The sequence below is a fragment of the Yersinia alsatica genome, assembly GCF_025133195.1.
In the GTDB taxonomy this organism is placed as follows: domain Bacteria; phylum Pseudomonadota; class Gammaproteobacteria; order Enterobacterales; family Enterobacteriaceae; genus Yersinia; species Yersinia alsatica.
On record NZ_CP104006.1, the window covers coordinates 2,944,668 to 2,970,861 of the forward strand.

Here is a 26,194-nt window from a genome sequence, read left to right on the forward strand (position 1 = left end):
ATGCTTACCTATTTTTAATAACATGAAAGATAAATAAAACTACTGATTCAAAAGCTTCGGATAAATAAAATTAATATCGTATAGAGTGCGGCTTTCACCATTCACCCGATAATCTCCGTGGATGTAACCACCATTGGTAATAAATTGAGGTATTGCCGCCGACTTATTTTGTTTGGCTGCAATCAAGGTTAATAAAGCTAATGCAATCGGGTTGTCGATACGGAAATAACGGTGATTTGCCGATTCGACAAACAGGCCGTGATGATAATGTTGCTTAAATAAGGTATTGCCAGTTTGCCAGGCCAATTCAAATAATTGGGTACATTGGCAATGCTCAGCCAGTTCAACTAAGGCCAGCAGCAGATAAGGCGTGGCGGTGGGTTTTTTGCCGATCATCAGTGTTGCGCGGCGCTTTTGCTTGTTTAACTCAGCCAACTGCCAGCGATGCAGCAATACGCCAATCAGATCTAACAGCTCGTCATCTTCACTTAAGCGCCAGGCACGAACCAGCGGCAGCAAATAATCAACGTCTAATACGAATGGCAATATAACCGTGCCTTTGGCCCCATAATAGCCATCACGTTGCAAGACATAGCCACTCATGTCCTGACCGTCGTTCCATAATGGGCGCAATGTATTGCTTTCGACGTCATAAGCGAAACGGTAGTAATTCTTTAATCCCTCAATTACCCATTGCATCACTTCAGCATCGGGCTGCTGACGCAGAATATCCAACATAGCTAATGGGTTATCAATCAACAGTGGGCGCATATCGCGGAACAAAACATTCGCTTCGCGCGCAATTTCACCAAATTCAGGGCCAAACTGGCGCTTGGCGCGATCGCCATACCAAGATTGGGTCTGGTTATCATCAGCCGGAATGGGGCGACGCTGTTGTGGTGAACTGAACTGATAAACCGGCAAGTTAGTTTCAGGATTGCGAGCTAAAACGTATTGGCGATATAAATGCTTGCCCCAAGCCGCCGCGGCTATATCACCGGTGTACTCAGCATATTTATAAGCTGAGTAAATCAGATCGGTTCCTGCATTTACAAAGGTCAGGCCTTTAGTCTCAGGTAACTGTGGCAACTCCTCTGGTTTAACCACATCATGACGCAGATGCGTGAAAACATGAGGGTCACGTTGTTTGTCATAGCTACCGTGGCGGCCCAGATCCAGCGCTTGCCAATCTTCAACATGGGCATGCCAGAACCCTTGCAGGAAATTAAGTGTTTTTTCTCGGTCAACGCTGGCCAGCAGGTTGTAATAGGGCAGATGATGTTTAAGTTCATGCACTTGCGCTTTTGATTCTGGCCCTTCGGTCTTCAAGGTATCCAAATTCAAGAAGCGATGCCCGCCCCAGTAAAATAACCCGCTTTGCTCATGCACACCCAGTTGCATGAAATAGCGCGTTTGCACCCGTGCTTGTTGGTGATATTGCGGGTCCTGCGTCACCAGACTGAGAGCATCTAGAGTCCGCAACCAATTCTGTTGACTGGCAAAATTAGATATCGGAGTATTACGGCCATCAGGGAATGCCCAGACTACCGGTTGGTGGGTCTGGACGTCAAAACCATCAGCCATCAGAGGGGTTGGGTTTTGCTTGCTATGGCCAACAGACTGGACTAAATCAACATAGCTGCGAATAGCGCTTAGCCAGTTGATCATCGTTGCGTCGCTGCCTTTAATGTTGCCTACAAAATCCATCACCGTAACCCCATCATCTGAACATCAGTACGGAACCGGTTTAAGGTTCCTTATAAATAGAAACATCGTTTCAATCCATTATATTTGTATTTACTGGCGAGTCATTGGGCGAATGACAAAAGTGTGATCGAAGTCGGAACGTTGTTTTGAATTTTTTATTTTTGGTTTTTTGGCAGGATTTTCAAGATAAGTTTATTTGTTAACTATTTGATAAATAACTAATAAAAAAGGCACAACTTCTGTTGTGCCTTAAGGTGATTATGAGTCTGCGTATTGTCTATAACTCGGTATAACAAACCTTAACTCAAATTAATCATCATTATTGGTTTAGCGAGCCAACCAACCACCATCAACGGCGATGGTATAGCCGCTGATATAATCAGATGCTTTAGAGGCCAGGAAAACCACTGGGCCTTTCAGATCATCAGGTAAGCCCCAACGGCCAGCCGGGATACGGTCAAGGATCTCTTTGCTGCGCTCTTCATCTTTACGCAGTTGTTGGGTGTTGTTGGTTGCCATATAACCCGGCGCTACCGCATTCACATTGATGCCGTGTTTTGCCCATTCATTGGCTAACAGACGGGTGACGCCCATCACTGCGCTTTTCGATGCAGTATAAGATGGCACGCGGATACCGCCTTGGTAAGACAGCATTGAAGCAACGTTGATGATTTTGCCGCCATGGCCTTGTTTGATGAATTGTTTGGCCACCGCTTGAGACATAAAGAACACGGTTTTGATGTTAACGTTCATGACATCGTCCCAGTCCTTTTCGCTGAAGTTGATCGCATCTTCACGGCGAATAATACCGGCGTTATTAACCAGAATATCGATTTGACCAAATTCCTTAACTGCGCGCTCTAATAAGGAAGGGATACCATCAATTTTGCTCAGGTCGGCAGTCAGGCTCAAGAAACGGCGGCCCAGTGCAGTCACTTTTTCGATAGTATCTAGTGGCTCAACGATGTTTATGCCGACGATATCACAACCCGCTTCGGCCAAACCAATCGCCATACCTTGGCCTAAACCAGTGTCACAGCCGGTAACCAGAGCAACTTTACCCTTTAACTCAAAGGAATCTAAGATCATAGCTAACATCTCTCTCAAGGCGGTCAAAGATTACCGCGATTATAATATTGGGGAGAAAACCGCCAAATGACGGCTTTGGTTGGTGACGCTTAACGCTGTTGGCAAACATTTAGCGCAGTTCGCTAACGGCGATGTGGTCCATATCACCGAAGACTTGGTTTTCACCAACCATGCCCCAGATGAAGGTGTAACGCTTAGTGCCCACACCCGAATGGATAGACCAACTCGGTGAAATAACAGCCTGTTCGTTGTGGACCAATAAATGGCGAGTCTCTTGTGCCTGGCCCATCATGTGAAAGACTGCGGTTTCTTCGTCCATATCAAAGTAGAAATACACTTCCATGCGGCGGTCATGGGTATGACAAGGCATAGTGTTCCAAAGGTTGCCAGGTGCCAGCTTGGTCAAGCCCATCGTCAGTTGGCAGGTTGGCAACACATCGGGCACGATGTATTTATTGATAGTGCGACGATTACTGGTAGCGTCATCACCCAGTGTTTGCGGTGCGGCTTCTGCCAGTGTGATTTTTTTATTGGGATAAGTGGTGTGTGCCGGTGCGCTGTTGTAGTAGAACTTGGCCGGTTGCGCACTATCGACACTGCTGAATTGCACTTCTTTTGCGCCTTTACCGACATACAAAGCTTCTTCATTGCCGATTTCATAACTCTGGCCATCAACGCGGATAAGGCCCGGACCACCAATATTGATCACCCCTAACTCACGACGTTCAAGAAAGTAGCTGACCCCTAACTGCTTACCCACTTCATCACCAATACTGACGACTTTTTTGACCGGTAAAATGCCACCGACAATAATTCGGTCAATGTGGCTATAGGTCATGGTGTATTCATCTGCGACAAAAATATTTTCAATTAGAAATTCACGACGCAGACCCGCGGTATCAAGTTGCTTTGCGTGGTCGCTATGGATGCCTTGACGAACTTGCATGTCGGTGCCTCTCTTTCAGAACAATATCTTGGAGGGATATAACCCCAATCAGATAGCTCGTCAGATGAGAAAATTCGCATGAAGTCGGAATGATGTTGACCGCGTACGAAGGTTTAACTTCTGACTGAGTGTTTCTTCAATGCGATGATGATAGTATTTGCGGGAAGTTAATTCAATAAAAATGAAATGATGTTTTATTATTTTTTGAGGGACGTCATGATTTTTGGATTAAATATGATCAAACTGCGGAATTTGGCCGTAGAATAAGCCGAATTCAACGTAAAACTGTGACTACGCTACAGACAATTCTGCATAATAATGAGGAGAAATGATGAAGATGTTCTTTATTAATGATGAAACGCCATGGGAAGAGCTAGGTAATGGCATCAAACGCAAAGTCATGACTTGGAGTGATGAATTGATGATGGTCTGCGTTCATTTTGACAAAGGTGCCATTGGTACGGCACATAAGCATGATATTCATGACCAGATTGCTTATGTCGCTGCCGGCAGTTTTGAAGTCGAAATTGAAGGGCAGAAACGTATTTTGAAAGCAGGGGATGCCTATCGCGCGGTTAAGAATGAGATGCACGGTGCGGTATCACTGGAAGATAACAGTATTTTGATCGACACTTTTACCCCTAAGCGGGATGATTTCCTCTAAAACGTCTTGTGGCGGCTGAGTTGCAATGTCAGCCGCCTTTATTGTCATTGTCTCGATATTTATTCATCTGCAATAACAACGCGGTCATTAAAAACCGCCGATCACGAAATATCTTCTCTGCGTAATTGTTTTAACGAATCTAACTGAATATCCGCTAACGCCCAGCGCGGGTCGGTACGATACTCTTCGGATGGAATAACAATAGAGCGCATGCGAGCCGCTTTAGTGGCAATCATCCCATTGACAGAATCTTCTAAAGTGACGCATTGCAGTGGGTCAACACCCAAATCAGAGGCGGCATTCAGATAAACTTCAGGATGCGGTTTGCTATAGGGCAGGTATTCTGCGGAAACCAAGCGGTCGAAGTATTTTTCAATTCCCAACATTGCCAGCACACGCTTTTGCATATGCAAGGGTGAGGCTGAGGCCAAACCAATTTTTAGTCCTTGTTGGCGGCAAAGATCCAACGCATATTCGACGCCCGGCAACACCGGGCGCTTCTCTTCCACCAACTCTATCGCCCTGGCGATAATGAGCTTGCATACTTCTGCCTGGCTCGGCCCTTGCCATGGCATGGCCTGGAACCACATCTTCACCACTAAATCGATACGCAAACCCAGTGTATCGGGCAAAGTATCTCGCGAGGTGGTATCCAGCCCCAGTGAGGTGAAAATATCCAGTTCAGCCTGTAGCCATAATGGCTCCGAGTCAATCAGCAAGCCGTCCATATCGAAAATTGCGGCCTTAATGGTGTTAGGGGTCGCCATTTGTCATCACTCCTGTTGGTATATCGCTACGGGTTTTACACTTTATCATTGGTTCATAATGATTGAACGGGGGGAACGCAATTCTTTCTCTTTCTGACAATTTAATTTATTAACGTAATGATATTTCGTCGGATGAGCTAGGCTTGAATCTATGTTAGTCGCAAGTATTGCAACAAAATCCTGCACAAAAGCGGGATGTAGCGGGTAAACTAAGGCCACATAAGTTGTGGTATTTACAAGGAGAAGTCATGACCTATCAACAGGCTGGGCGTGTCGCTGTTATCAAACGGATCGCCGGGTGGCTCGTTTTTATTCCAGCACTGCTGTCAACATTGATTTCAATTATCAATTTTGCCTATCAATATAGTCAAAAGAGCACCGGAGTTAATGCAGTTATGCTGGATTTTATCCACGTCATGACTGATATGATCCGCTTCAACACCACTTTTCTGGATATTTTCTGGTACAACTCGCCGGTACCGAATTTCGAGCAAGACTTTTCGGCATCGAACATTATGTTCTTTATCATTTATATGCTGATTTTTGTTGGTTTGTCCTTACAGGCATCAGGTGCCCGTATGTCGCGGCAAGTACGGCACATCCGTGAAGGCATTGAAGACCAACTGATCTTAGAGCAGGCCAAAGGTAGCGAAGGGCGCACACGGGAGCAGTTGGAAGAGAAGATTGTCCTACCGCATCACACGATATTTTTGCAGTTTTTTACCTTATACATTCTTCCATTAGTTATCGGCGTGGCGTTCTATTTTGTTATCAAGTTATTGGGATTGATGGCTCAGGGTTAGCACCGATAGCGGGCAGACCAGAGAAATATATAAATCGGCCCATTTATTCGGGCCTTTTTGCTATTTATCACCATGATAAATAAACAAATTAATCTATTGAAAGAATTTTCTGACCCGCGGAATACGATACTCTTCTTGCACTCACAATTTTACCTGTGTAATTCCCTTATGCTGTAGGCCTCTTTCCACTGCGATATCAGTAAAGTAATGAACGTTTTCATTTCGAAGAAAATGCGTAATTTTATTATTTTGGCTCAGACAAACAGCATGGCGAAAGCCGCCGAAAAATTACACATGACAGCCTCGCCGTTTGGTAAAAGCATTGCGGCTCTGGAAGAGCTGGTGGGATATGCACTGTTTACCCGTAATGAGAAAAGCATCAGTCTAAACAAAGCCGGGCAAGAGCTTTATCAGGAGCTATTCCCAATTTATCAACGGCTTTCTGCCATTGATAATACTATTGTCTCGCTGTCCCAGCGGCAGAAAAACATCGTCATTGGTATTGATAACACCTACCCCACAATTATTTTTGATCAGTTATTCAGCCTTAGCGACAAATATGATGGAATTACCGCACAGCCGTTTGAATTTAGCGAAAACACGGTCATTGATGATTTACTGGATCGCCGGGTAGATTTTATTATCTCGCCACAGCAAGCTTCGCCGCGGGTGACTCACATTGATAGTTTGCAGAGCACGGAGCTCCCTGCGTTGCGGCTCGGTTTTTTAGTCTCGCGCCGCTTTGAAAATAGCCAATCACTTGAATTATTGAATACATTGCCGTGGTTACAAATGCGTTTTCAGAACCGAGCTAATTTCGAATCGTTATTAGATGCGCATTTTCGTTCAATTGGTATTAATCCCACCATTATTTATCGCCCTTATAGTTTTATGGCGAAAATCAGCGCGGTAGAGCAGGGGCAGTTTCTGACGGTTGTGCCCCAGTTTGCTTATCGACTGGTGAATCCGGCCAAGCTGAAATATTTCGATGCGCCGAATCAGCCCATGTACATGCGTGAGTATCTTTATTCACTCAAGAATAATCACCATATTGAACAAGTCATGGGCTATATACATGCTGACCGTAATGGCGATTAAGGCACTAACATGGAGCCATACTCGAACAGATTTTGGTGGAGTTGGAAGGCTTGCGCCAGATTGTGATGCAAATGACCCCCTTTAGCCTGCGCCAGATATTGATGCAGGTAATCACGATACATTGGGTGTGCGCAGTTATTGATGATAGCCGCAGCACGTTGCATGGGCGATAACCCACGTAAATCAGCCACACCTTGCTCGGTGACAATAACTTTGACGCTGTGCTCACTGTGATCAACATGAGTACACATTGGCACAATGGTAGAGACCTTGCCGCCCTTGACGATCGACGGGGCCATGAAAATGGACAAATAAGCATTGCGCTCAAAATCGGCGCTGCCGCCAATGCCATTGACCAGCTCGGTACCCGCCACATGGGTGGAGTTGGCGTGGCCGTAGATATCAAACTCAAGCCCGACATTCAGCGCAATGACACCTAAGCGGCGAATGATTTCAGGATGGTTAGATATCTCCTGCGGACGCAGCACTATTCTGTTCGCGAAGAAATCCATATTGTCATAAATTTTTTTCAGTGAAGTGGGTGAAATGGTCAAGCTGGAGGCACTGACACCCAACACTTTTTCGCTTTCTATCAGCCGGACAACCGACTCCTGCAACACCTCGGAGTACATCATAAAAGGCGGAATGTGAGGATTTTCACCAAGGCGCTTCATCACCGCATTATTAATATTCCCCACACCACTTTGTAGCGGAAGAAACTCCGGTGGAATCCGGCCTAGCCTGAGTTCATTCAGTAAAAAATTAACTACGTTGTCAGCGATTTGCTCACATAATGGGTTTTCCCGATCGAGGCTGTTACTGGCATCCGGTAACTCGGTTTCTACTACGCCAATAATCTTGCTGGGATCAACTTGTACATAAGGTTGCCCCACTTTATCCAGGGTGTGGAATATTGGCAGCGTATTGCGCCGGGGCGGGGCACCCAGCATCACAATATCAGCCAATTCAGCCACGCGTGGGCTGTGATAATGATTCAGTTCAATAATGATTTTTTTAGCTTTATGTAAGAAAACCGGGGAGTTGCCAATACCACTGGTGAGGTAAACTTTGCCATCGGCGCTGAGCGCCGAGGCTTCAATCACCGCCACATCAATGTCACCAAAGAAACCATAATTGACCATTTGGGCGACTTCGCTCAGATGCAAATCAACAAAACTTACCGCCCCTTGGTTGATTTTCTCCCGCAGTAGCGAGGCGGTTTGATAAGGCGCTCGCCATGCAATGGCATCCGCTTGCGCCAGCTCATCATCGGCTTGGGCACTGATGGATGCGCCGGTCAGTAAGCGGATTTGAAACTCTTTTTGCTGCTCATGATGATCCATGGCACGCCTGGCGATAGCACCGGGCAGCACTTTTGGCGCACCGGCTGGGGTAAAACCGCTGAAGACCACCATATTCCCATGCTCAATACACTCGGCGGCGGTATCCGCGCTCATGATGCGATATGACCGTTTCATAGAGAAATCCTCTGTCTGAGTAGGGTTAACGCCCAAGAAAGTTAGGTTTACGTTTCTCCATGAAGGCGCTCATGCCCTCGTGATAGTCATCGCTATCGTAGACTGCGCGGCGCATACCTTGAATGCGCTCAAATTCATCAGAATTCATGGTGTGGGCTTCACCCAGCACGCGAAGTTCTTCTTTAATCACGGCAATGGCCAGTGGGGCTTTTTCGGAAATGACGTGGGCCAGTTTTAACGTGAAATCCTCCAGTTCTTCAGGTTCAACCACATGATTGAGAATACCCACTGACAGGGCGCGCTGGGCTGAGATAGGGGCGGCGGTAAAAATCAGCTCTTTCACAATGTGAAAACCGGCATCGCGGATCAGGTTATGAATACCGACTAAATTATAGGGAACCCCCAGATTCACGGGCGTCATTGAAAAGGTCGAATTACTACAGGCGATGATAATATCTGAACTCATAATCATCTCGAATGCGCCGCCCCATACACTCCCTTCAACCATAGAAATGATCGGTTTAGGATATTTTTGAATAATGCGGGTGATTTGGCGCAGTGGATCGTCGTAGGACAGCGGATCGCGTCGGCCAGTGGGTAATTCATGGATATCATGGCCGGCAGAGAACACTTTAGAGCCTTCAGCGGCGCGCAAAATAATGCAGCGAATATCGGTGTTATTGAGGTCATGCAATGCTTGCATTAAATCATCAATAAATACTTTGCTTAAGGCATTGAGCTTGCGGGCATAATTAAACTCAATAATACCAACCCGGTTAGCAATCAATACTTTGACATACTCATAAGACATAATCATTTCCCTTTAATTGAAGATTTTTTGCGTAATAAAATCGGTGATGGCGCTAATTCCAGCCCGCGGTGAGATTTGGTTTTGCTGCAACAGTGCTTCAATTTGCTGGTAGTGTTGGCGCAAATCAGCACGGGCAAACAGTGCCGCCAGCGTATTGGCCTCGATTTGTTGGTGAACCCACGCCAAATTTTGCTGCGCGCGCAAGGCCGCCAATTGCCCGCTGTTCGCCATTACTGGCCAAAAGGTTTGTACCGCTTGCCAGGCTTCGCGGATACCGCGTTTTTCCAGGGCGCTACAGGTGAGAACTCGCGGCTGCCATAGGGGATATTTTCGTCGGATAATTTGCAGCGCGCTGTGGTACATATGGCGGGAAATTTCGACATTGACGTGATTCTCGCCATCATCTTTATTGATGATGATGAAGTCAGCCATTTCCATAATGCCTTTCTTGATACCTTGTAAATCATCACCAGCCCCAGCAATTTGCAGCGACAGAAAACAATCCACCATGGCGGCAACTTCTGTTTCCGATTGCCCGACACCGACAGTTTCTACAATCACGATGTCGTAGCCCGCCGCTTCACAGAGTAAAATCAGTTCTCGGGTGCTTGGGCTGATCCCGCCAAGATGGCCTCTTGAGGGGACGGGACGGACAAAAGCATGCTCGGCACGAGACAAATTCAACATGCGAGTTTTGTCGCCCAAAATACTGCCACCGCTGACCGGGCTACTGGGGTCAACCGCAATCACCGCCACCTTATGCCCCTGCGACAGCAACTCTTCACCTAGCGCTTCGAGAAAAGTGCTTTTTCCCGCACCGGGTGTGCCAGTGACACCCAGCCGTTTAGCCCGCCCGGTGTAGGGCATGATGTGGTCTAGCATCTGGGCGCTGAGTGCCCGATGCTGGGGATGGCTACTTTCTGCCAGCGTCATGGCCTGAGCCAATGCCGCACGATCACCTTGGCGCAAGCGGCAAATGTAATCGTCCAGATTGTCGCGACTAATCATGATGGTTACTGATGAGCTGTAATACGTCGCGCACGCTGGCGAGCATTGGGGTGCCCGGCCCGTAAATGGCGGCAACTCCACGTTCACGTAAGAAGGCATAATCCTGCGGCGGAATAACACCGCCGGCGACCACACAAATATCCTGACGTTGGTATTGGCGCAATGCTGCAACCAATTCAGGAATCAATGTTTTATGACCCGCCGCTAGTGAGGAAGCGCCGATGACATGGACATCGTTCTCGACTGCCAGTCGGGCAATTTCATCCGGTGTCGAGAACATTGGGCTAAGATCGACATCAAAGCCAAGGTCAGAATAAGCGCTGGCAATCACCTTCGCGCCGCGGTCGTGACCATCCTGACCCATTTTGGCGATCAGAATTCGTGGATGGCGGCCATGTTCGGCCAGGAAATGCTGGGTTTGAGCCAGTATTTGATCAAACTCCTGTGCATCTTTTTCACTCTGATGGTAACTGTGTGCAATTACCCCGGTGACACATTCGCTGGGCACCAGATAGCGATTAAATTCCTCTTCCATGGCATCTGAAATTTCACCCAGAGTGGCGCGCAAGCGAGCAGCCTGAACTGCGGCTTCCAACAGATTTTCATGATGCCCAGCGGCGTGGCGCAGATTAGCCAAGGCGTGCTGCACTGCCTCGTCGTCGCGTTCAGCACGAATGCGTTTCAATTGCGCAATTTGTTCATTGCGTACTTTAATGTTATCAATTTCCAGTACTGGGGTTTCGGCCTCTTTCTCCAATTTGTATTTGTTGACACCAACAATGACGCGCTTCCCCTGATCAATCAGAGACTGTGCACCGGCGGAGGCTTCTTCAATCATGCGTTTGGGCAGCCCGACCTCAATGGCTTTTGCCATGCCGCCAACCTCATCAATCTGTTTAATAATGGTTCTGGCCTGTTTGACCATTTGATCGGTGAGTGACTCGACAAAATAGGAGCCAGCCAGTGGGTCGATGGTGCGGCAAATCTCGGACTCTTCCTGAATAATGATTTGCGTATTACGGGCAATTCGCGCTGAAAAATCAGTGGGCAGGCCGAGTGCCTCATCAAAGGCGTTGGTGTGCAAAGATTGTGTCCCACCCAGGGTTGCGCCAAGGGCTTCGATGGTGGTGCGAATAATATTGTTGTAAGGGTCTTGCTCGGTCAGACTCCAGCCGGAAGTTTGGCAGTGAGTCCGCAGCGCTAATGATTTAGGGTCAGTCGCGCCAAACTGGCTCACTGCCTCACTCCACAGGTAGCGCGCCGCACGTAGCATGGCGATGTTCATAAACAAATCCATGCCAATACCAAAGAAGAATGAGAGGCGCGGGGCAAAGTCATCGATATTTAAGCCAGCACTCAGTGCCGCTTTGATGTACTCAATACCATCTGCAATGGTAAAAGCCACTTGCTGTACACAGTTGGCACCGGCTTCCCCCATGTGATAGCCGCTGATGCTGATAGTGTTAAAACGCGGCATGTTCTGAGAGCTCCAGGCGATGATGTCTGAAATGATGCGCATGGAGGGTTTGGGCGGATAAATATAGGTATTGCGGCACAGATACTCTTTCAGAATATCGTTCTGAATCGTGCCGGTCAGTAGGGCGGGAGCCACCCCTTGTTCTTCCGCAGCCACAATATAAAACGCCATAATCGGCAGCACTGCGCCATTCATCGTCATGGAGACAGACATTTTGTCCAGCGGGATTTGGTCGAACAGGACTTTCATATCCTCGACACTGTCAATGGCGACGCCCGCTTTACCGACATCACCAGAAACCCGCGGGTTATCAGAGTCATAACCACGGTGGGTCGCCAGATCAAAAGCGACCGAAAGGCCTTTTTGCCCGGCGGTTAGATTTCTGCGATAAAAAGCATTCGATTCTTTCGCTGTTGAAAAACCGGCATATTGACGAATAGTCCAAGGCTGAGCAGCATACATGGTGGCGCGTGGCCCTCTGACATAAGGGGCCATTCCGGGTAGGGAGCCGGTCACTTCTAGCCCCTCAAGATCTCTGGCGGTATACAGCGCTTTGACCGTAATACCTTCCGAGGTTTTCGTGACTAAATCTTCGACACTCTTTCCGCGTCGGCTGAGTTCTTTATTAGCAAGGTTTTCCCACTCGCGAATATCCACCATTTGTCTTACTCCCAATTTTCTGGCAATAGAATTCCTATTGAGGAGGGTAAAAATTCCTCAATGAAGGCTCTTGATTTTATTTAAGTAAGCGCTTTTTGGCGGAAGTTGTCGCTGGCAAAAAAGAACAGGGTGAGCTGTCATTATTAGACGGCTGGAATACATCTAATCTGTGGTTTTGTTCAAACTTTTTTAGCAAAACTTGATTTCATTGCCGAATATTGGGGCATAAAAAAGCACCCTGACGGGTTGGTTATCCAACTTTTAGGGTGCTGGTGACGATATTCAAATTACGCTTTACTGCGGGGGAAATTAAAACCGCTCTGGATGTAACAGCTGTTCGACGGCTTTCTGTGCATTAAGCCAATGCTGTCCGCCAAATAAGTTACTGCGGTTCAATAAATAATAAAGTTGATAAAGAGGTTGGCGTTCAATAAACCCAGCAGGAAGCGGCCAGACACTCTGGTAGCCGTCATAGATCTGAGCGGGTAATGCAGGGTAGAGCGGTAACATGGAAAGGTCGCATTCTCGGTCGCCCCAATAACAGGCGGGATCAAAAATAACCGGCCCATTAGCACTGGTGGCACAGTTAGCTGGCCATAAATCGCCATGTAGTAAAGAAGGTTGTGGCTGGTGGCTTTGTAACCGCTCTTGAACAAGATGGGTTATATGGTCGATATCACCAAACGACATTCCTTTTTCAGCCGCCAACTGTAATTGCCAACCAATACGTTGCTCAGCAAAAAATTGTGCCCAGCGGCGTTGCCAACTATTAGGTTGCGGCGTGGTGGCCAGATCATTATCAAAATCCAGCCCGAATTGCAGTTGCTCACTCCATTGATGTAAATGTGCTAATTGTTGCCCGAGGCAATAAGCATTATGGGCATCGAGGGGTTTAAGCGGAATATATTCAAGTAACAGGAAACTATAATCACGATCACTGCCGACACCATAAACTTCAGGCACCTGCACAGTTTTGCTGCGAGCTAATAAAGAGAGTTGGTCTGCCTCGGCGGTAAATATGGGCAGCATCTCGCGAGTATCACATTTGACGAAAACCTCAGTTTCACCATAACTGAGACGCCAGGCCTCGTGAATATCACCGCCCGGTAATTCGGTTCTTTCCCGAATTTCAGCGGGGCCGAGATATTCACCTAACAGACGATTCACTGCTTGCCACATGATTCACCCCCTATTAGCTACCTACCTACCTGCAAATCTAGTTTCATGGGTATAGATCATTAGGTTAGCGTCTTTATCCTGTGAATAACAAGAGCTGATGCACAGGGATACTGGTGCAGGATCAAATAAAAGACATATTCTGCGCCCAACTCGTGACATATTTTCGATAACGTCAATGCGCTAGGGCTACAGAAATAACACAGTGGAAAATAGACTGAGTGATATCAAGTTATAAATAAGCCGTAAAGTTTGAATACAATACGGCTTATATTTAGCTGTAGCGAGCTTAGTGACTCAATTGATTATAGCAGGTTACCTTTTGCGCTGTTTTCAGCGCCTTCATCTTGCGTCACTGTGGCTATTGTGCGGCCTTTTACCGGCTTTATATGGTTATAAATCAGCGCGACAACAAAGAATAGTGCCTGAATAATGACAATGCAGGGGCCAGTGGCTCCATCAATATGGAAGCTGACTAATGTGCCTAATACGCAGGCGGTGACCGAAACCAGTGTAGCAACCACCAGCATTTGATCAAAACTGCGACAAACCAGAAAGGCGATAATACCGGGCGCTATCAACATGGCGATGACTAAAATAACCCCCACAGCCTGCAATGAAGCCACGATAGTTAATGCTAACAGGCAAAGTAAGCCATAGTGCAGTAACTTAACCGGCAAGCCAATCACGCGGGCGTGGTTTGGATCAAAGCAATACAACATGAAATCTTTGCGCTTTAATAACACCACCAGCAGGGTGAACCCCGCTATCCATAAAGTTTGTTTGAGCTCAGCCAGTGAAATACCCAGCATATTGCCGAACAGAATATGGCTAAGGTGTTGGTCAGTATCCATGCGCGAAAACAGCACCAGCCCGAATGCGAACATACCGGAGAATACAATTCCCATGACAGTATCTTCTTTGACCCTACTGTTTTCCTTCAAATAACCGGTGGCGACGGCGCAAAAAATCCCCGAGACAAACGCCCCAATAACCAATGGGATACCGAGCCAAAAAGCTAACACGATACCGGGCAACACAGCATGAGAGATAGCATCTCCCATCAGTGACCAGCCTTTTAGCACCAGATAGCAAGATAAGACCGCACACACCACGCCGGTCACGATAGCAGCGACGATCGCCCGTTGCATAAAGGGATAGGCGAAAGGCTCACTGACCAGACTGAACAATGCATTCATACATTATCCTCCGGATGTGTTGCGACCGGGTGGCGGCGCTTCTGGCGAGTTTGGTAGCGAGTTGCCAGCAAGCCATGTTTAGGGGCAAAGAAAAAGGCCAACAGGAAAACCAGCGTTTGTAACGTCACAATCACTCCGCCCGTCGCGCCATCAAGATAGAAACTGAGGTAGGCACCAAAAGCACTGGTAAAAGCACCGATGACGATAGCGATCACCAGCAAGCGGCTGAAGCGGTCGGTGAGCAAGTAGGCGGTCGCTCCCGGTGTCACCACCATAGCAATGACCAAAATTGCGCCAACGGTTTGCAAGGCCGCCACAGTACAGGCGCTTAGCAGGGTGAAAAACAGAATTTTTAACCGCAGTGGCGATAATCCTATCGACAGGGCATGGCTTTCATCAAAGAACACCGCCAGCAGGTCTTTCCAAATCAGACATAAAATCACAAAAGAAACCAAAATAATGATTTCCACCTGCAATACATCTTCATCGGCTATCCCTAAAATATTGCCGAAAATAATCGACTGCACATTTACTGACGTTGGATTGAGGGAAACAATTAATAGCCCGACGGCAAAAAAGGTCGAGAAAATAAAGCCGATGATAGCATCTTCACGCAGGCGGGTGATGTGGCGAACCAGTGTCATGGCCAATGCCGCCAGCATACCGGTAAAGAAAGCGCCTGCGGCATAAGGCAGCCCGAGGGCATAAGCGCCAGCGACACCGGGAACGACCGAGTGCGAGAGTGCATCGCCCATCAGCGACCAGCCTTTCAGCATCAAATAAGCCGAGAGGAAAGCGCAGACCGCGCCGACAATCGCACTGACCCAAATGGCCTTGACCATGTAATTGTAATTAAAGGGTTGCAGTAAAATGTCCAGCATCAGGGATTTTTCTCCTTCGACTGGCTTTGTGCCGGTGGATCATTTTTGGTGTGACCATAAAATACCGCAGGGCGCTCATCATCGGTGATAACCGTGACGGTGCGCGGGTCGTTATCGTCATGCAGTGTATTGCCAGACAAGTTGATATGGCGCAGCACACCACCAAAGGTCATTTCAAGGTTCTTTTGGGTGAAGGTGGTTTCGGTTGGGCCAGCCGCCAACACCGTCTGATTAATTAGAATTACGTGATCACAAAACTCTGGCACACTGCCGAGGTTATGTGTTGAAACTAAAATCAGATGACCTTCATTACGAAGTGCGCGTAACAAATCAATAATGGCATTTTCTGTTTTGACATCGACGCCGGTAAACGGCTCATCCAGCAACAAAACCGAACCTTGCTGAGCCAGCGCCCGTGCTAAAAATACCCGTTTTTTCTGCCCACCAGAAAGTTCGCCTATCTGGCGTGAACGCAATGCGGTTAACCCCACCCGTTCGATAGCCTTATCCACAATGGCTTTATCTTCACGGCTCGGAATGCGCAGAAAATTCATTTTCCCGTATCGGCCCATCATTACGACGTCTTCCACTAGCACCGGGAAGTTCCAGTCCACCTCTTCTGTTTGTGGCACGTAAGCGATAGTGTTTTGCTTCAATGCGTGGCTAATCGGCTTATTGCTTAACTCGACTTTGCCAACACTGGGCTTCACTAAGCCCATAATGCTTTTGAAGAGGGTAGATTTACCACTGCCATTGACGCCGACCAGTGCGCAGATAGTCCCACCAGTGAGTGAAAAACTGGCGTCATAAATAGCAGTATGCCCATTGTTATAGGTGACAGTGACATTATCCACTATCAACTCCGGGCGGACAAAAACAGCATGACTCATTGACCAAATCCTTTCGCAATAGTTTGCACAGTGGTGTTAATCAGGTCGATGTAGGTGGGAACTGGCCCTTTTTCGTTCGACAACGAATCAACATATAACACCCCACCGTATTGCGCACCGGTTTCTTTGCTGACTTGTTTCGCGGGCTTATCAGAAATGGTGCTTTCGCTAAATATCACCGGAATTTTATTCGCACGCATAGTATCAATGACACGACGCACTTGTTGCGGAGAGCCTTGCTCCTCGGCATTGATTGGCCATAGATAAACCTCTTTAAAGCCATAATCTTTCGCCAGGTAACTAAATGCCCCTTCACTGGTCACCAACCAGCGCTGCTCTGCTGGGATGCGAGATAAACGCTCACGTAATGGGGCATCCAAAGCGGCAATTTTTTCCGCATAAGCTTTGGCATTGCGGTTATAGATTTCAGCATTAGCCGGATCGTGTTCAACCAGTGCTTTGCGAATGTTTTCAATATAGATCAACGCGTTTGACGGCGACATCCAGGCATGGGGGTTAGGAATACCTTTATATGGCCCTTCACGAATAGGCAGTGGCGTAATGCCATCGGTGACGACGGCCGAAGGGACATCTTTAATATTTTCGAAGAAGCGCTCAAACCAGCGCTCCAGATTCATGCCGTTCCAGAGTATCAAGTCCGCAGATTGCGCTTTTACAATATCCCGTGGGGTGGGTTGATAGTCATGAATTTCAGCCCCAGGCTTGGTTATAGACTCGACGACGGCAGCATCACCGGCGACATTTTGTGCAATATCCTGAATAATTGTGAATGTCGTCACAACTTTGAATTTTTTATTGGGGTCGCTGGGCTTATTCTCTGCCAATGCTGAGGTGCTACTCAGTGCTGAAAATGCAACGAGCATAAACAGGGCTACGGCGTGTAAAAAACGGGGTGTCAGGCGGCTAATGGGGTGCAGGTAGGGTATTTTTTGCTTAGTAAACATGGCGATGTTCCCTTTCTTTAAATGAAAATGATTATCAATATCATTAGAGATGATGTCAAGACCTGCCATACAATAAACTAAAACTTACCGATAGTTACCGAATATAGCCTGATCATTATCTTGATAATGGTCAAACTAGGCCAAAAAATCTATTTGGACGAGGTGACAACTTGTATATGCTACAAAACGGCTTATTAGCACGGGGAATACTGTGAATCCAAAAGTCGGTTGCCTAATGGCAATTTTATTGCTGGCGGGGTGTGCCAAACAAACCCCTCCACCGCAAGCAAATAACGGGTGGCTGAAGAACGCGCCACAAGGTGGTTTCCTTAATGCACCGAAAAGCAGCGCCGGTTCAAGTACAGTTGCGTATAGCGATGTAATTAAACAAGCAGCCAGCCATTATGGTGTTGATGAAACTTTGATTAAAGCCATTATCCAAGTGGAGTCGGGTTATAATCCTGATGTGGTGAGCACCTCAAATGCAGTGGGTTTAATGCAGATTAAAGCCTCAACCGCAGGTCGTGATGCGTACCGAATGAAAGGGCGCAATGGTCAACCGAGTTCTGGTGAATTAAAAGATCCGGTGAAGAATATTGATATTGGGACGGCTTATATCAATATTTTGCAAAACCAGCAGTTAGCGGGGATCAGTGATCCGCAGACATTGCGTTATGCAACTATCGTTTCTTATGCCAATGGCGCGGGTGCCATGCTGCGGACTTTCTCATCAGATAAACGTCTGGCAGTGAATAAAATTAATAGTCTTAGCCCGAACGAATTTTATCAGCATATACAAAAGAAGCATCCGGCCGCGCAAGCACCGCGTTATTTGTGGAAAGTGGATACTGCCTACCGGGCGATGTCAGAATAATATTAAAACGCTAACCGATGTAGTCGATGGACGCTGTAACTTGGTATTAATAAGTATAAACATCGGCTAGCGTTTCTCTCTTAACTTGTGTTATTCGTTATGCAATGGCGGGTTGGTAGTTGGCGATAATATCCAAGACGCCATTAATAATAAATTGCACGCCCATACACACCAGTAAGAACCCCATCAAACGCGAAATCGCTTCAATACCGCTTTTACCGACCCAGCGCATAATGGCCCCAGAACTAAGCAGTGACCCCCACAAAATTAGTGACACACTGAGGAAAATCAGTACCGGTGCAACCGTTACAACCCAAGGGCTGAACATGGCATGGCCTTTTACGGAGGCGGCGGAACTGATAATCATGGCAATGGTCCCCGGCCCCGCAGTGCTTGGCATAGCTAATGGCACGAAGGCAATATTGATAGATTTGCGCTTCTTTAAATCCTGCGATTTTGCTTCAAGCTGTGTGTCTTCAGCCGATTGTTGAGGGAAAAGCATCCGAAAGCCGATAAATGCCACAATCAATCCACCAGCAATACGCAAACCGGGAATCGAAATACCGAAAGTATTCATGACAACTTGCCCGGCATAATAGGCAATGGTCATGATAAAGAAGACGTAGATTGATGCCATCTTTGACTGCTGATTGCGCTCTTCGCTGGTCATATTACCGGACAACCCGAGCAATAAGGCCACTGTCGTCAATGGGTTTGCCAAAGGCAGTAGCAATACTAAGCCAAAGCCTATGGCTTTAAATAATTCGAGAATATTCTGCATCAATCTTGCTCCGAAAATAACGTCAAACGTACCTGATGAAAGAAAAACATATCAGGTAATTAATTGCATCGCGGCAAATAGGGCCACTCACAAAATTATTACTGACTTCGCTACTCTACGCGATACGCTGGGCAAAAGGCCATAGCCAAAGCCACTGGCGTTACAGCAGGGCGGTGAACTCATTCATCCTGATGAGTTGACAACAGTCAGTGATTTGGCTGAGTTAAAATAGCTAGCAGCGTAGCGACGTGAGGGGAGAAGGGGAAATGTGATGCAGATCAAATCTCTGGCGGGCAACAGTTGGTTCAATACCGCAGATCCAGAATAATCATGTCAGCATTAATTTCGGCAAGGAACATAGCTTTGTGCATTTGTGATATCAGCGTTGAAGATGAATATACTCGCCAACCCTTATCGGCTTCAGCCGCATGGGTGTTAGATGCGCAAGCAGCGCGTGCCCGTGGCCGTTTGCGCTTTTTAAAACCGAAACGTGAAGCTCGCCCGCGCTGGCGCTTAGCGCCACTCAAAGATACTTACGAAATTCGCTTTTATCCTAATCGTTTGCCTGAGCTCTGGTTTTTTAGTGCGGAAAACGCGTCGCGGAAACGGCTCTGAATAATACCCACATAATTTGTGGGTATGCGGTTTTGTTTGACAGTGAATTAAAATGAATTTACTTTCATTTTTTGTGAATTTAAATTCATTTGAGGTATGTTGTGTCAAACTCATTATTACCCGTTGAAAAACAGTTTTATGCTTATAATCAACACGATCTATCTGCATTCGTAGCAAACTTCAGTGATTCATTTATTGCTTACAGAATGCCCTCCACCACACCATCGTTGATGGGAAAGCAGCAACTTACCGAGTTTTATCGGACACAACGTTTCAATATTCCAGCGCTAAGAGCAGAACTTATTTCACGTACCGTACTGGGAAATAAAGTATTTGATTTGGAACGAATTCATGGGTTAAGTGATGAACCCATAGAGAGCATGGCTGTATTCGAAGTTAACGACGGGTTGATTGATACCGCATGGTTCTACTTTAAATAAATCGTCTTTTTATTCGCGATAGCATGGTTTTAATGGGAGACCAGCATGGCATTTTCTGACCTTGAGCGTAGCGAATTATTGGCGGTAAAAGGGGTTGGGCCAACAGTTATTACGCGCCTGGAGCAACTCGGTTTTACTTCATTGGCTCAACTGAGTCAGGCTGATATGAATGAGATTGTTAGCAGCGCTGCCGCTATGGTGGGATCTACCTGTTGGAAAAATAGCCCGCAAGCGCGCTCGGCAATTCAGGCTGCAATAGATTTGGCTAAAACGCATTCACCTGAATAAATACGTCTCAGCCATTATCATCATCTACCGCAGTTTCTCGTCTTTAACTATTTGTCTTATCTCGTGCAGCCGGTCTCTTTTCTGGTGGCTTAGCGGGATAGGGCATCAGTAAATCATCTAATATCTGCATTCTTTCCTCTACTGGAATATACAGCCAGCGTGTAAGCCATGAGGTTTCTTCGGTGCATTGCTGATGCGTTTGGCGAAAGTAAAGTTCGAGACCTGACAGAACCTCGGCGATCCTTTTCATCATATATCTCCCCTTGTTGACCAGTGAGCAAATCATAAGCAACAAAATGCGGAAGAAAAACGGATGGAATCTATTTTATTGTTCAGTATTTATCAGTAGCTAGGTGCTATCGATGTATAGCAACAGTTTCGGGGAGAAAGTTGGGTGACTCATCTGCGGAGAAGTAGAAGGAATGACCAAATAAAACGCCCCGACTGCGTAAACAATCGGGGCGGCGTTCCAGTAACCATTGCTACACGGAAACGGAAATTTATTATGGGCACTTCCTGTAGAAATAGCAATACACCCAGTACTACTCAAAAGCAATAGATCATAATGTAAATCATTGTTGGTGATGATAGACACCTTTACACAACTGACACCAGCGGTATGTATGATAAAATCCGCGCCACTTCTCCGGCAAAAATTACCCCGGCGATTCAGTTGTTTGTGTTTAGCTATTATTGGCAAATTCCTAATTCTAAAACAGACACATTTTAACCCTTCAGAACGCGTTTTAGCGATTGGGAGCATGTTATGGTCGGCCCGTTTATTAACAGCGCAGGGATAATTCTCGGTGGTATTGTTGGCGTATTACTTGCTCGCCATGTTCCCAAACGCTTACAAGAGGGTTTACCGGCTACATTTGCTCTGGCCTCAATCTCCATCGGTATTGTGATGGTGGTGAAAGTGCACTTTATGCCGGCGGTGATTTTGGCATTAATTATTGGAACCGCAGTGGGGGAGTTATTATCACTTGAGCAAGGCGTAAAATGGGGGGCAAATAAAACCCGCGGTTTGCTGGAGCGAGTAATCCCAACACGCAGTACCTTGCCGCCGCAGGAATTTGCGCAAAGTTTTACTGCCATGATTGTGTTGTTTTGTGCCAGTGGGTTAGGCGTCGTCGGTTCTTTGACTGAAGGTATTACAGGCGATTTTCAGCTGTTATTTGTTAAAGCGCTGATGGATTTTTTCACCGCACTAATATTTTCCATTTCGCTGGGCATTGCGCTGGTGGCTATTGCTATTCCGCAATTGCTCATTCAAATCGCGTTGGTTTTGCTGGCAAAACTCATTATGCCTTATATGGATAATATCGCCTTTGCTGACTTTTCGGCCTGCGGTGGGATTATTATGATTGCGGTGGGGTTACGAATTGCTCAAATTAAGATATTCGCTGTGGTGAATTTCCTACCAGCCTTACTTTTCGTCGTGCCAATATCTTATGTATGGCGTTATTTTATGGCATAAGAATTTTAGGAAATGGTACTAGCAGTTTCTGAAACGGTGAACTTCTTGGCGAAAACTTGTCATCGAAGTAACCGTTTCAGTATGGTCTAATGATATGTTTTTATTTGATTATTTTTTATTTAACCAATTTTCCGGCACAAAAACTTACCTTTAATCACGCCATCAAAAAAACGCCCTTTTGAAACTACAGACATAAAATTCTGATGAACACGTTCAGGGACACCAAGATATTGATAAATCCCTTGTTCACGGAACTGTATCTCCAGCATGCGATTTTCAGGATCATAACCAATCGACAAGATTCTGGAGGATGTAACAGGTTGTCGCTGCAATAGTTGACCCTCAGTTATACGGTGTTGATATTATGGTGATCATAAAGCATTTTTAGCATGATAACTTTGTCGGCGATCATTATCACTGTTTAGTGAAAATATCGCTGATGTATTTTCATGAAGCACTCCATTTTATTCTCTAACCGATACCAGGCAATAGATAAATCACTGTGGTGGATAACAGTGATAGTGTTTGTCATTGTATTGAGTAGTGATAATATGAATTTCCTTTGCGGCATGATCTCTGTCACAAAGTAAACTGTATACATAGTTGCGGACCAATATAACAAACGTGGGTTAAATTGATGTCGCAACTTTTTGAAATTAAACAATAATTACGTCTTGCATGTGATCTGTCGTGTGGGTCACCACTGTAGATAAGGAATTAGAATGCCTGTTATTACCCTCCCTGACGGCAGTCAACGTCAATACGATCACGCCGTTTCTGTGCTTGATGTTGCTTTAGACATCGGCCCCGGTCTGGCAAAAGCCTGTATTGCTGGCCGCGTAAATGGCGAGCTGGTGGATGCCAGTGACTTGATCGAATCTGACGCGCAACTGGCCATTATCACCACCAAAGATGCTGAAGGCCTGGAGATTCTCCGCCACTCGTGTGCACACTTATTGGGGCACGCTATTAAGCAACTTTGGCCTGATACTAAAATGGCTATCGGCCCGGTTATCGACAACGGCTTCTATTACGATGTTGATATCGACCGTACTCTGACGCAGGAAGATTTGGATCTGCTGGAAAAGCGGATGCACGAGCTGGCCGATAAAGATTACGACGTCATCAAGAAAAAAGTGAGCTGGCAAGAAGCTCGCGATATTTTTGCTGCTCGTGGTGAAGATTATAAAGTGGCTATTCTGGATGAGAATATCAGCCGCGATGATCGCCCTGGTTTGTATCACCATGAAGAATACGTTGATATGTGCCGTGGCCCACATGTGCCCAATATGCGTTTCTGCCATCATTTTAAATTGCAGAAAACATCCGGTGCCTACTGGCGTGGCGACAGCAAAAATAAAATGCTGCAACGTATTTACGGCACGGCTTGGGGTGATAAGAAGCAACTGAATGCTTATCTGCAACGTCTGGAAGAAGCGGCCAAACGCGACCATCGTAAGATTGGTAAGCAATTGGACCTTTACCACATGCAGGAAGAAGCACCTGGCATGGTGTTTTGGCATAACGACGGCTGGACTATTTTCCGTGAACTGGAAACTTTTGTGCGCACCAAGCTCAAAGAGTACCAGTATCAGGAAGTCAAAGGGCCGTTTATGATGGACCGCGTACTGTGGGAAAAAACCGGGCATTGGGAGAACTATGCTGAGCATATGTTCACTACATCGTCGGAAAACCGCGAGTACTGCATCAAGCCAATGAACTGCCCAGGACACGTGCAGATTTTCAACCAAGGGTTGAAGTCATACCGCGACCTGCCATTACGTATGGCAGAATTCGGTAGCTGCCATCGTAATGAGCCATCAGGCGCACTACACGGCCTAATGCGCGTCCGTGGTTTTACCCAGGATGATGCTCACATCTTTTGTACTGAAGAGCAGGTTCGCGATGAAGTGAACAGCTGCATTAAGATGGTGTACGACATGTACAGCACCTTTGGCTTCGAAAAGATTGTGGTCAAATTGTCTACTCGTCCTGAGAAACGCATTGGCAGTGACGATTTATGGACTCGCGCTGAAGACGATTTAGCGGCTGCGCTGACTGAAAATGGTATTCCATTTGATTATCAGCCGGGTGAAGGTGCCTTCTATGGTCCGAAAATTGAATTTACCTTGCATGATTGTTTGGATCGTGCGTGGCAGTGTGGTACCGTACAGCTCGATTTCTCATTACCGGGCCGCTTAAGTGCGTCTTACATCGGCGAAAATAACGATCGCCAGGTGCCAGTAATGATTCACCGGGCTATTTTGGGGTCAATGGAGCGCTTCATCGGGATTTTAACCGAAGAATATGCAGGCTTCTTCCCAACTTGGTTAGCTCCGGTACAAGTCGTGGTGATGAATATCACCGATAGCCAGTCTGATTATGTCCAACAAGTGACCAAAAAACTGCAAGATGCAGGAATTCGGGCAAAAGCGGACTTGAGAAATGAGAAGATTGGCTTTAAAATTCGTGAACATACGTTGCGTCGGGTTCCATATATGTTGGTCTGTGGCGATAAAGAGGTCGAATCAGGCAAGATTGCCGTTCGTACCCGCCGCGGGAAAGACTTAGGAAGCTTGGACGTCAACGTGGTCGTAGACCAGCTGCTAGCAGAAATTCGCAGCCGTAGTCTTCATCAACTGGAGGAATAAAGTATTAAAGGCGGAAAACGAGTTCAACCGGCGCGTCCTAATCGCATCAACAAAGAGATTCGCGCCACAGAAGTTCGCTTAACAGGCGTCGATGGTGAGCAGATTGGTATTGTCAGTCTGAATGAAGCTCTTGAAAAAGCTGAGGAAGCTGGTGTTGATTTAGTAGAAATCAGTCCGAATGCCGAGCCGCCGGTTTGCCGTATTATGGATTACGGCAAATTCCTCTATGAGAAGAGCAAGTCGACAAAAGAACAGAAGAAGAAGCAAAAAGTCATTCAGGTCAAGGAAATCAAATTCCGTCCTGGTACCGATGATGGCGACTATCAGGTCAAACTACGCAACCTGATTCGCTTTCTGGAAGATGGCGATAAAGCCAAAATCACCCTGCGTTTCCGTGGGCGTGAAATGGCGCACCAACAGATCGGCATGGAAGTTCTTAATCGTGTCAAAAAAGATCTGACTGAAGATTCTGATCTGGCCGTTGTGGAGTCTTTCCCGACTCGTATCGAAGGCCGTCAGATGATCATGGTGCTCGCACCTAAGAAGAGACAGTAAGGCATACAAGTAACAGGCTTCTCTGCGCTTGCGCAGCAAGAAGTCTGTTCGCCTAGCTAGCTCGTTGTAATTAACAATGCGAAGTGGATATATTCAATGCCAAAAATTAAGACAGTACGCGGCGCCGCTAAGCGCTTCAAAAAGACCGCCAATGGTGGTTTTAAGCGTAAGCATGCTAACCTGCGTCATATTCTGACCAAAAAAGCTACTAAGCGTAAACGTCATTTACGTCCAAAAGGCCTGGTATCTAAGAACGATCTGGGTCTGGTCGTGGCATGTCTGCCGTACGCATAAGTAATTTTGGTTTGAATTAAGACGATAGGAGAAGTAAATGGCTCGCGTAAAACGTGGTGTGGTAGCACGTGCACGTCACAAAAAAATCTTAAAGCAGGCGAAAGGTTACTACGGTGCCCGTTCGCGCGTTTATCGTGTTGCTTTCCAGGCAGTAATCAAGGCAGGCCAATACGCCTACCGTGACCGCCGTCAACGGAAGCGTCAATTCCGCCAACTGTGGATTGCACGTATCAACGCAGCTGCTCGTCAGAATGGTCTGTCTTACAGCCGTTTCATCAATGGTCTGAAAAAGGCTTCTGTTGAAATCGACCGTAAGATCCTGGCTGACATCGCAGTATTCGATAAAGTGGCATTCTCTGCACTGGTCGAAAAAGCGAAAGTAGCTCTGGCGTAAGTCAGAATTGAAGAGGGAGCTTGTCTCCCTCTTTTAATCTTTATCTTCTTGGAAAGAAGGTCGTTGTTATGATGCATGCAGTTACTTTTCGCTTCTTTTTTTACTTTAGCGCCTGATTCCAGGAGGCTTGCGCGTAAGAATAGAAACGAAAAATAGCGCCTAAGCCTCCCATCGTGGAGGCTTTTTTGTTTGTATTTCAGAGG

At 46.7% G+C, this 26,194-nt stretch carries 29 protein-coding genes and 1 other annotated feature; of the genes, 13 read left to right on the forward strand and 16 right to left on the reverse strand.

The window, feature by feature from the left end:
- Positions 1 to 39: 39 nt before the first annotated feature.
- The 3 genes from N0H69_RS13100 to kduI form a co-directional block, all read right to left on the reverse strand.
- Positions 40 to 1,707, reverse strand: coding sequence for a pectate lyase (locus tag N0H69_RS13100; RefSeq protein WP_050121234.1), 1,668 nt, complete (start codon positions 1,705 to 1,707; stop codon positions 40 to 42).
- A 327-nt stretch (positions 1,708 to 2,034) separates the two neighbouring features.
- The gene (gene kduD, locus N0H69_RS13105) at positions 2,035 to 2,796 is read right to left on the reverse strand and encodes a 2-dehydro-3-deoxy-D-gluconate 5-dehydrogenase KduD (RefSeq protein WP_050109677.1); all 762 of its coding nucleotides are present in this window, start codon (positions 2,794 to 2,796) and stop codon (positions 2,035 to 2,037) included.
- A 109-nt stretch (positions 2,797 to 2,905) separates the two neighbouring features.
- Positions 2,906 to 3,742: a 5-dehydro-4-deoxy-D-glucuronate isomerase gene (kduI, locus tag N0H69_RS13110; RefSeq protein WP_050109608.1), complete on the reverse strand. Its 837-nt coding sequence runs from the start codon at positions 3,740 to 3,742 to the stop codon at positions 2,906 to 2,908.
- A gap of 331 nt (positions 3,743 to 4,073) precedes the next feature.
- Between kduI and N0H69_RS13115 the strand changes: the two genes are divergently transcribed.
- Complete coding sequence (locus N0H69_RS13115) at positions 4,074 to 4,406, forward strand: cupin domain-containing protein (protein ID WP_019210190.1); 333 nt, start codon at positions 4,074 to 4,076, stop codon at positions 4,404 to 4,406.
- 101 nt (positions 4,407 to 4,507) lie between these two features.
- Here N0H69_RS13115 and hxpB read toward each other — a convergent pair whose 3' ends face one another.
- Positions 4,508 to 5,173 (reverse strand): hexitol phosphatase HxpB, encoded by a 666-nt coding sequence (hxpB, locus tag N0H69_RS13120; RefSeq protein ID WP_050134555.1) that lies wholly within the window; start codon positions 5,171 to 5,173, stop codon positions 4,508 to 4,510.
- Positions 5,174 to 5,421: 248 nt separating this feature from the next.
- On the opposite strand from hxpB, the gene N0H69_RS13125 reads away from it, so the two are divergent.
- A complete protein-coding gene (locus tag N0H69_RS13125; protein ID WP_050109606.1) occupies positions 5,422 to 5,976 on the forward strand; it encodes a YniB family protein in 555 nt (184 codons plus the stop codon).
- Between the two features lie 207 nt (positions 5,977 to 6,183).
- Positions 6,184 to 7,074 (forward strand): LysR family transcriptional regulator SrsR, encoded by an 891-nt coding sequence (gene srsR / locus N0H69_RS13130; RefSeq protein ID WP_050109605.1) that lies wholly within the window; start codon positions 6,184 to 6,186, stop codon positions 7,072 to 7,074.
- Here the strand turns inward: srsR and scpC are convergent.
- The 9 genes from scpC to yfeA all read right to left on the reverse strand — a co-directional run bounded on the left by scpC (position 7,071) and on the right by yfeA (position 17,619).
- A complete protein-coding gene (gene scpC, locus N0H69_RS13135) occupies positions 7,071 to 8,552 on the reverse strand; it encodes a succinyl-CoA:acetate CoA-transferase ScpC (protein ID WP_050151128.1) in 1,482 nt (493 codons plus the stop codon). The genes srsR and scpC overlap by 4 nt on opposite strands.
- Before the next feature lie 25 nt (positions 8,553 to 8,577).
- A complete protein-coding gene (scpB, locus tag N0H69_RS13140) occupies positions 8,578 to 9,363 on the reverse strand; it encodes a methylmalonyl-CoA decarboxylase (RefSeq protein ID WP_050109603.1) in 786 nt (261 codons plus the stop codon).
- Positions 9,364 to 9,375: 12 nt separating this feature from the next.
- Positions 9,376 to 10,371, reverse strand: coding sequence for a methylmalonyl Co-A mutase-associated GTPase MeaB (meaB, locus tag N0H69_RS13145; protein WP_050151129.1), 996 nt, complete (start codon positions 10,369 to 10,371; stop codon positions 9,376 to 9,378).
- Entirely contained in the window at positions 10,364 to 12,508 is a 2,145-nt protein-coding gene (gene scpA, locus N0H69_RS13150) for a methylmalonyl-CoA mutase (RefSeq protein ID WP_050151130.1), read from the reverse strand. Before scpA ends, meaB begins: the two co-directional genes overlap by 8 nt.
- 309 nt (positions 12,509 to 12,817) lie before the next feature.
- Positions 12,818 to 13,687, reverse strand: coding sequence for a fructosamine kinase family protein (locus N0H69_RS13155; RefSeq protein ID WP_050151131.1), 870 nt, complete (start codon positions 13,685 to 13,687; stop codon positions 12,818 to 12,820).
- 302 nt (positions 13,688 to 13,989) lie between these two features.
- Positions 13,990 to 14,883, reverse strand: coding sequence for an iron/manganese ABC transporter permease subunit YfeD (gene yfeD, locus N0H69_RS13160; RefSeq protein ID WP_050151132.1), 894 nt, complete (start codon positions 14,881 to 14,883; stop codon positions 13,990 to 13,992).
- Entirely contained in the window at positions 14,880 to 15,764 is an 885-nt protein-coding gene (gene yfeC / locus N0H69_RS13165) for an iron/manganese ABC transporter permease subunit YfeC (protein WP_050151133.1), read from the reverse strand. The genes yfeD and yfeC overlap by 4 nt, the downstream gene beginning before the upstream one ends.
- Entirely contained in the window at positions 15,764 to 16,654 is an 891-nt protein-coding gene (yfeB, locus tag N0H69_RS13170; protein ID WP_050151134.1) for an iron/manganese ABC transporter ATP-binding protein YfeB, read from the reverse strand. Before yfeB ends, yfeC begins: the two co-directional genes overlap by 1 nt.
- A complete protein-coding gene (gene yfeA, locus N0H69_RS13175) occupies positions 16,651 to 17,619 on the reverse strand; it encodes an iron/manganese ABC transporter substrate-binding protein YfeA (RefSeq protein WP_050151135.1) in 969 nt (322 codons plus the stop codon). The genes yfeB and yfeA overlap by 4 nt, the downstream gene beginning before the upstream one ends.
- Positions 17,620 to 17,830: 211 nt before the next feature.
- Between yfeA and N0H69_RS13180 the strand changes: the two genes are divergently transcribed.
- Complete coding sequence (locus N0H69_RS13180) at positions 17,831 to 18,493, forward strand: transglycosylase SLT domain-containing protein (protein WP_050109595.1); 663 nt, start codon at positions 17,831 to 17,833, stop codon at positions 18,491 to 18,493.
- Positions 18,494 to 18,590: 97 nt separating this feature from the next.
- Here N0H69_RS13180 and N0H69_RS13185 read toward each other — a convergent pair whose 3' ends face one another.
- Positions 18,591 to 19,274, reverse strand: coding sequence for a MarC family NAAT transporter (locus N0H69_RS13185; protein ID WP_050109594.1), 684 nt, complete (start codon positions 19,272 to 19,274; stop codon positions 18,591 to 18,593).
- A gap of 363 nt (positions 19,275 to 19,637) precedes the next feature.
- On the opposite strand from N0H69_RS13185, the gene N0H69_RS13190 reads away from it, so the two are divergent.
- The 3 genes from N0H69_RS13190 (at position 19,638) to N0H69_RS13200 (ending at position 20,617) form a co-directional block, all read left to right on the forward strand.
- Positions 19,638 to 19,889: a hypothetical protein gene (locus tag N0H69_RS13190; RefSeq protein WP_050109593.1), complete on the forward strand. Its 252-nt coding sequence runs from the start codon at positions 19,638 to 19,640 to the stop codon at positions 19,887 to 19,889.
- A gap of 101 nt (positions 19,890 to 19,990) precedes the next feature.
- Positions 19,991 to 20,329, forward strand: coding sequence for a nuclear transport factor 2 family protein (locus N0H69_RS13195; protein ID WP_050109676.1), 339 nt, complete (start codon positions 19,991 to 19,993; stop codon positions 20,327 to 20,329).
- Between the two features lie 45 nt (positions 20,330 to 20,374).
- Positions 20,375 to 20,617 carry a Pathogenicity locus gene (locus tag N0H69_RS13200; protein ID WP_050109592.1) on the forward strand — a complete coding sequence of 81 codons (243 nt, stop codon included), beginning with the start codon at positions 20,375 to 20,377 and terminating at the stop codon, positions 20,615 to 20,617.
- A 43-nt stretch (positions 20,618 to 20,660) separates the two neighbouring features.
- Here the strand turns inward: N0H69_RS13200 and N0H69_RS13205 are convergent, their stop codons facing one another.
- Entirely contained in the window at positions 20,661 to 20,870 is a 210-nt protein-coding gene (locus N0H69_RS13205; protein ID WP_235895497.1) for a hypothetical protein, read from the reverse strand.
- Between the two features lie 513 nt (positions 20,871 to 21,383).
- On the opposite strand from N0H69_RS13205, the gene N0H69_RS13210 reads away from it, so the two are divergent.
- Positions 21,384 to 22,097 (forward strand): DUF554 domain-containing protein, encoded by a 714-nt coding sequence (locus N0H69_RS13210; RefSeq protein WP_050151137.1) that lies wholly within the window; start codon positions 21,384 to 21,386, stop codon positions 22,095 to 22,097.
- A 119-nt stretch (positions 22,098 to 22,216) separates the two neighbouring features.
- On the opposite strand, the gene N0H69_RS13215 is transcribed toward N0H69_RS13210, so the two are convergent.
- Positions 22,217 to 22,429 (reverse strand): KTSC domain-containing protein, encoded by a 213-nt coding sequence (locus N0H69_RS13215; protein WP_005161573.1) that lies wholly within the window; start codon positions 22,427 to 22,429, stop codon positions 22,217 to 22,219.
- Positions 22,430 to 22,819: 390 nt separating this feature from the next.
- Between N0H69_RS13215 and thrS the strand changes: the two genes are divergently transcribed.
- From thrS to pheM, 5 genes are all read left to right on the forward strand, one after another.
- A complete protein-coding gene (thrS, locus tag N0H69_RS13220) occupies positions 22,820 to 24,748 on the forward strand; it encodes a threonine--tRNA ligase (RefSeq protein ID WP_050151139.1) in 1,929 nt (642 codons plus the stop codon).
- 3 nt (positions 24,749 to 24,751) lie between these two features.
- Complete coding sequence (infC, locus tag N0H69_RS13225) at positions 24,752 to 25,303, forward strand: translation initiation factor IF-3 (protein ID WP_011816226.1); 552 nt, start codon at positions 24,752 to 24,754, stop codon at positions 25,301 to 25,303.
- 96 nt (positions 25,304 to 25,399) lie between these two features.
- The gene (gene rpmI / locus N0H69_RS13230) at positions 25,400 to 25,597 is read left to right on the forward strand and encodes a 50S ribosomal protein L35 (RefSeq protein WP_002211834.1); all 198 of its coding nucleotides are present in this window, start codon (positions 25,400 to 25,402) and stop codon (positions 25,595 to 25,597) included.
- Positions 25,598 to 25,634: 37 nt separating this feature from the next.
- Complete coding sequence (gene rplT, locus N0H69_RS13235) at positions 25,635 to 25,991, forward strand: 50S ribosomal protein L20 (RefSeq protein WP_004706556.1); 357 nt, start codon at positions 25,635 to 25,637, stop codon at positions 25,989 to 25,991.
- 67 nt (positions 25,992 to 26,058) lie between these two features.
- Positions 26,059 to 26,181, forward strand: a sequence feature (Phe leader region).
- Entirely contained in the window at positions 26,063 to 26,107 is a 45-nt protein-coding gene (gene pheM / locus N0H69_RS22265; RefSeq protein WP_223300610.1) for a pheST operon leader peptide PheM, read from the forward strand. (Overlaps the previous feature by 45 nt.)
- Positions 26,182 to 26,194 lie beyond the last annotated feature (13 nt).

Bases quoted from the DNA above. Each gene is read 5' to 3' on its own strand.
- N0H69_RS13205 (WP_235895497.1), bottom strand. From the start codon at position 20,870: ATGATGAAAAGGATCGCCGAGGTTCTGTCAGGTCTCGAACTTTACTTT.
- N0H69_RS13185 (WP_050109594.1), bottom strand. From the start codon at position 19,274: ATGCAGAATATTCTCGAATTATTTAAAGCCATAGGCTTTGGCTTAGTA.
- kduD (WP_050109677.1), bottom strand. From the start codon at position 2,796: ATGATCTTAGATTCCTTTGAGTTAAAGGGTAAAGTTGCTCTGGTTACC.
- N0H69_RS13100 (WP_050121234.1), bottom strand. From the start codon at position 1,707: ATGGATTTTGTAGGCAACATTAAAGGCAGCGACGCAACGATGATCAAC.
- scpB (WP_050109603.1), bottom strand. From the start codon at position 9,363: ATGTCTTATGAGTATGTCAAAGTATTGATTGCTAACCGGGTTGGTATT.
- N0H69_RS13155 (WP_050151131.1), bottom strand. From the start codon at position 13,687: ATGTGGCAAGCAGTGAATCGTCTGTTAGGTGAATATCTCGGCCCCGCT.
- meaB (WP_050151129.1), bottom strand. From the start codon at position 10,371: ATGATTAGTCGCGACAATCTGGACGATTACATTTGCCGCTTGCGCCAA.
- kduI (WP_050109608.1), bottom strand. From the start codon at position 3,742: ATGCAAGTTCGTCAAGGCATCCATAGCGACCACGCAAAGCAACTTGAT.
- scpA (WP_050151130.1), bottom strand. From the start codon at position 12,508: ATGGTGGATATTCGCGAGTGGGAAAACCTTGCTAATAAAGAACTCAGC.
- srsR (WP_050109605.1), top strand. From the start codon at position 6,184: ATGAACGTTTTCATTTCGAAGAAAATGCGTAATTTTATTATTTTGGCT.
- rpmI (WP_002211834.1), top strand. From the start codon at position 25,400: ATGCCAAAAATTAAGACAGTACGCGGCGCCGCTAAGCGCTTCAAAAAG.
- N0H69_RS13125 (WP_050109606.1), top strand. From the start codon at position 5,422: ATGACCTATCAACAGGCTGGGCGTGTCGCTGTTATCAAACGGATCGCC.
- yfeB (WP_050151134.1), bottom strand. From the start codon at position 16,654: ATGAGTCATGCTGTTTTTGTCCGCCCGGAGTTGATAGTGGATAATGTC.
- N0H69_RS13200 (WP_050109592.1), top strand. From the start codon at position 20,375: ATGGCATTTTCTGACCTTGAGCGTAGCGAATTATTGGCGGTAAAAGGG.
- yfeD (WP_050151132.1), bottom strand. From the start codon at position 14,883: ATGAATGCATTGTTCAGTCTGGTCAGTGAGCCTTTCGCCTATCCCTTT.
- hxpB (WP_050134555.1), bottom strand. From the start codon at position 5,173: ATGGCGACCCCTAACACCATTAAGGCCGCAATTTTCGATATGGACGGC.
- thrS (WP_050151139.1), top strand. From the start codon at position 22,820: ATGCCTGTTATTACCCTCCCTGACGGCAGTCAACGTCAATACGATCAC.
- scpC (WP_050151128.1), bottom strand. From the start codon at position 8,552: ATGAAACGGTCATATCGCATCATGAGCGCGGATACCGCCGCCGAGTGT.
- yfeC (WP_050151133.1), bottom strand. From the start codon at position 15,764: ATGCTGGACATTTTACTGCAACCCTTTAATTACAATTACATGGTCAAG.
- N0H69_RS13210 (WP_050151137.1), top strand. From the start codon at position 21,384: ATGGTCGGCCCGTTTATTAACAGCGCAGGGATAATTCTCGGTGGTATT.
- rplT (WP_004706556.1), top strand. From the start codon at position 25,635: ATGGCTCGCGTAAAACGTGGTGTGGTAGCACGTGCACGTCACAAAAAA.
- N0H69_RS13115 (WP_019210190.1), top strand. From the start codon at position 4,074: ATGAAGATGTTCTTTATTAATGATGAAACGCCATGGGAAGAGCTAGGT.
- yfeA (WP_050151135.1), bottom strand. From the start codon at position 17,619: ATGTTTACTAAGCAAAAAATACCCTACCTGCACCCCATTAGCCGCCTG.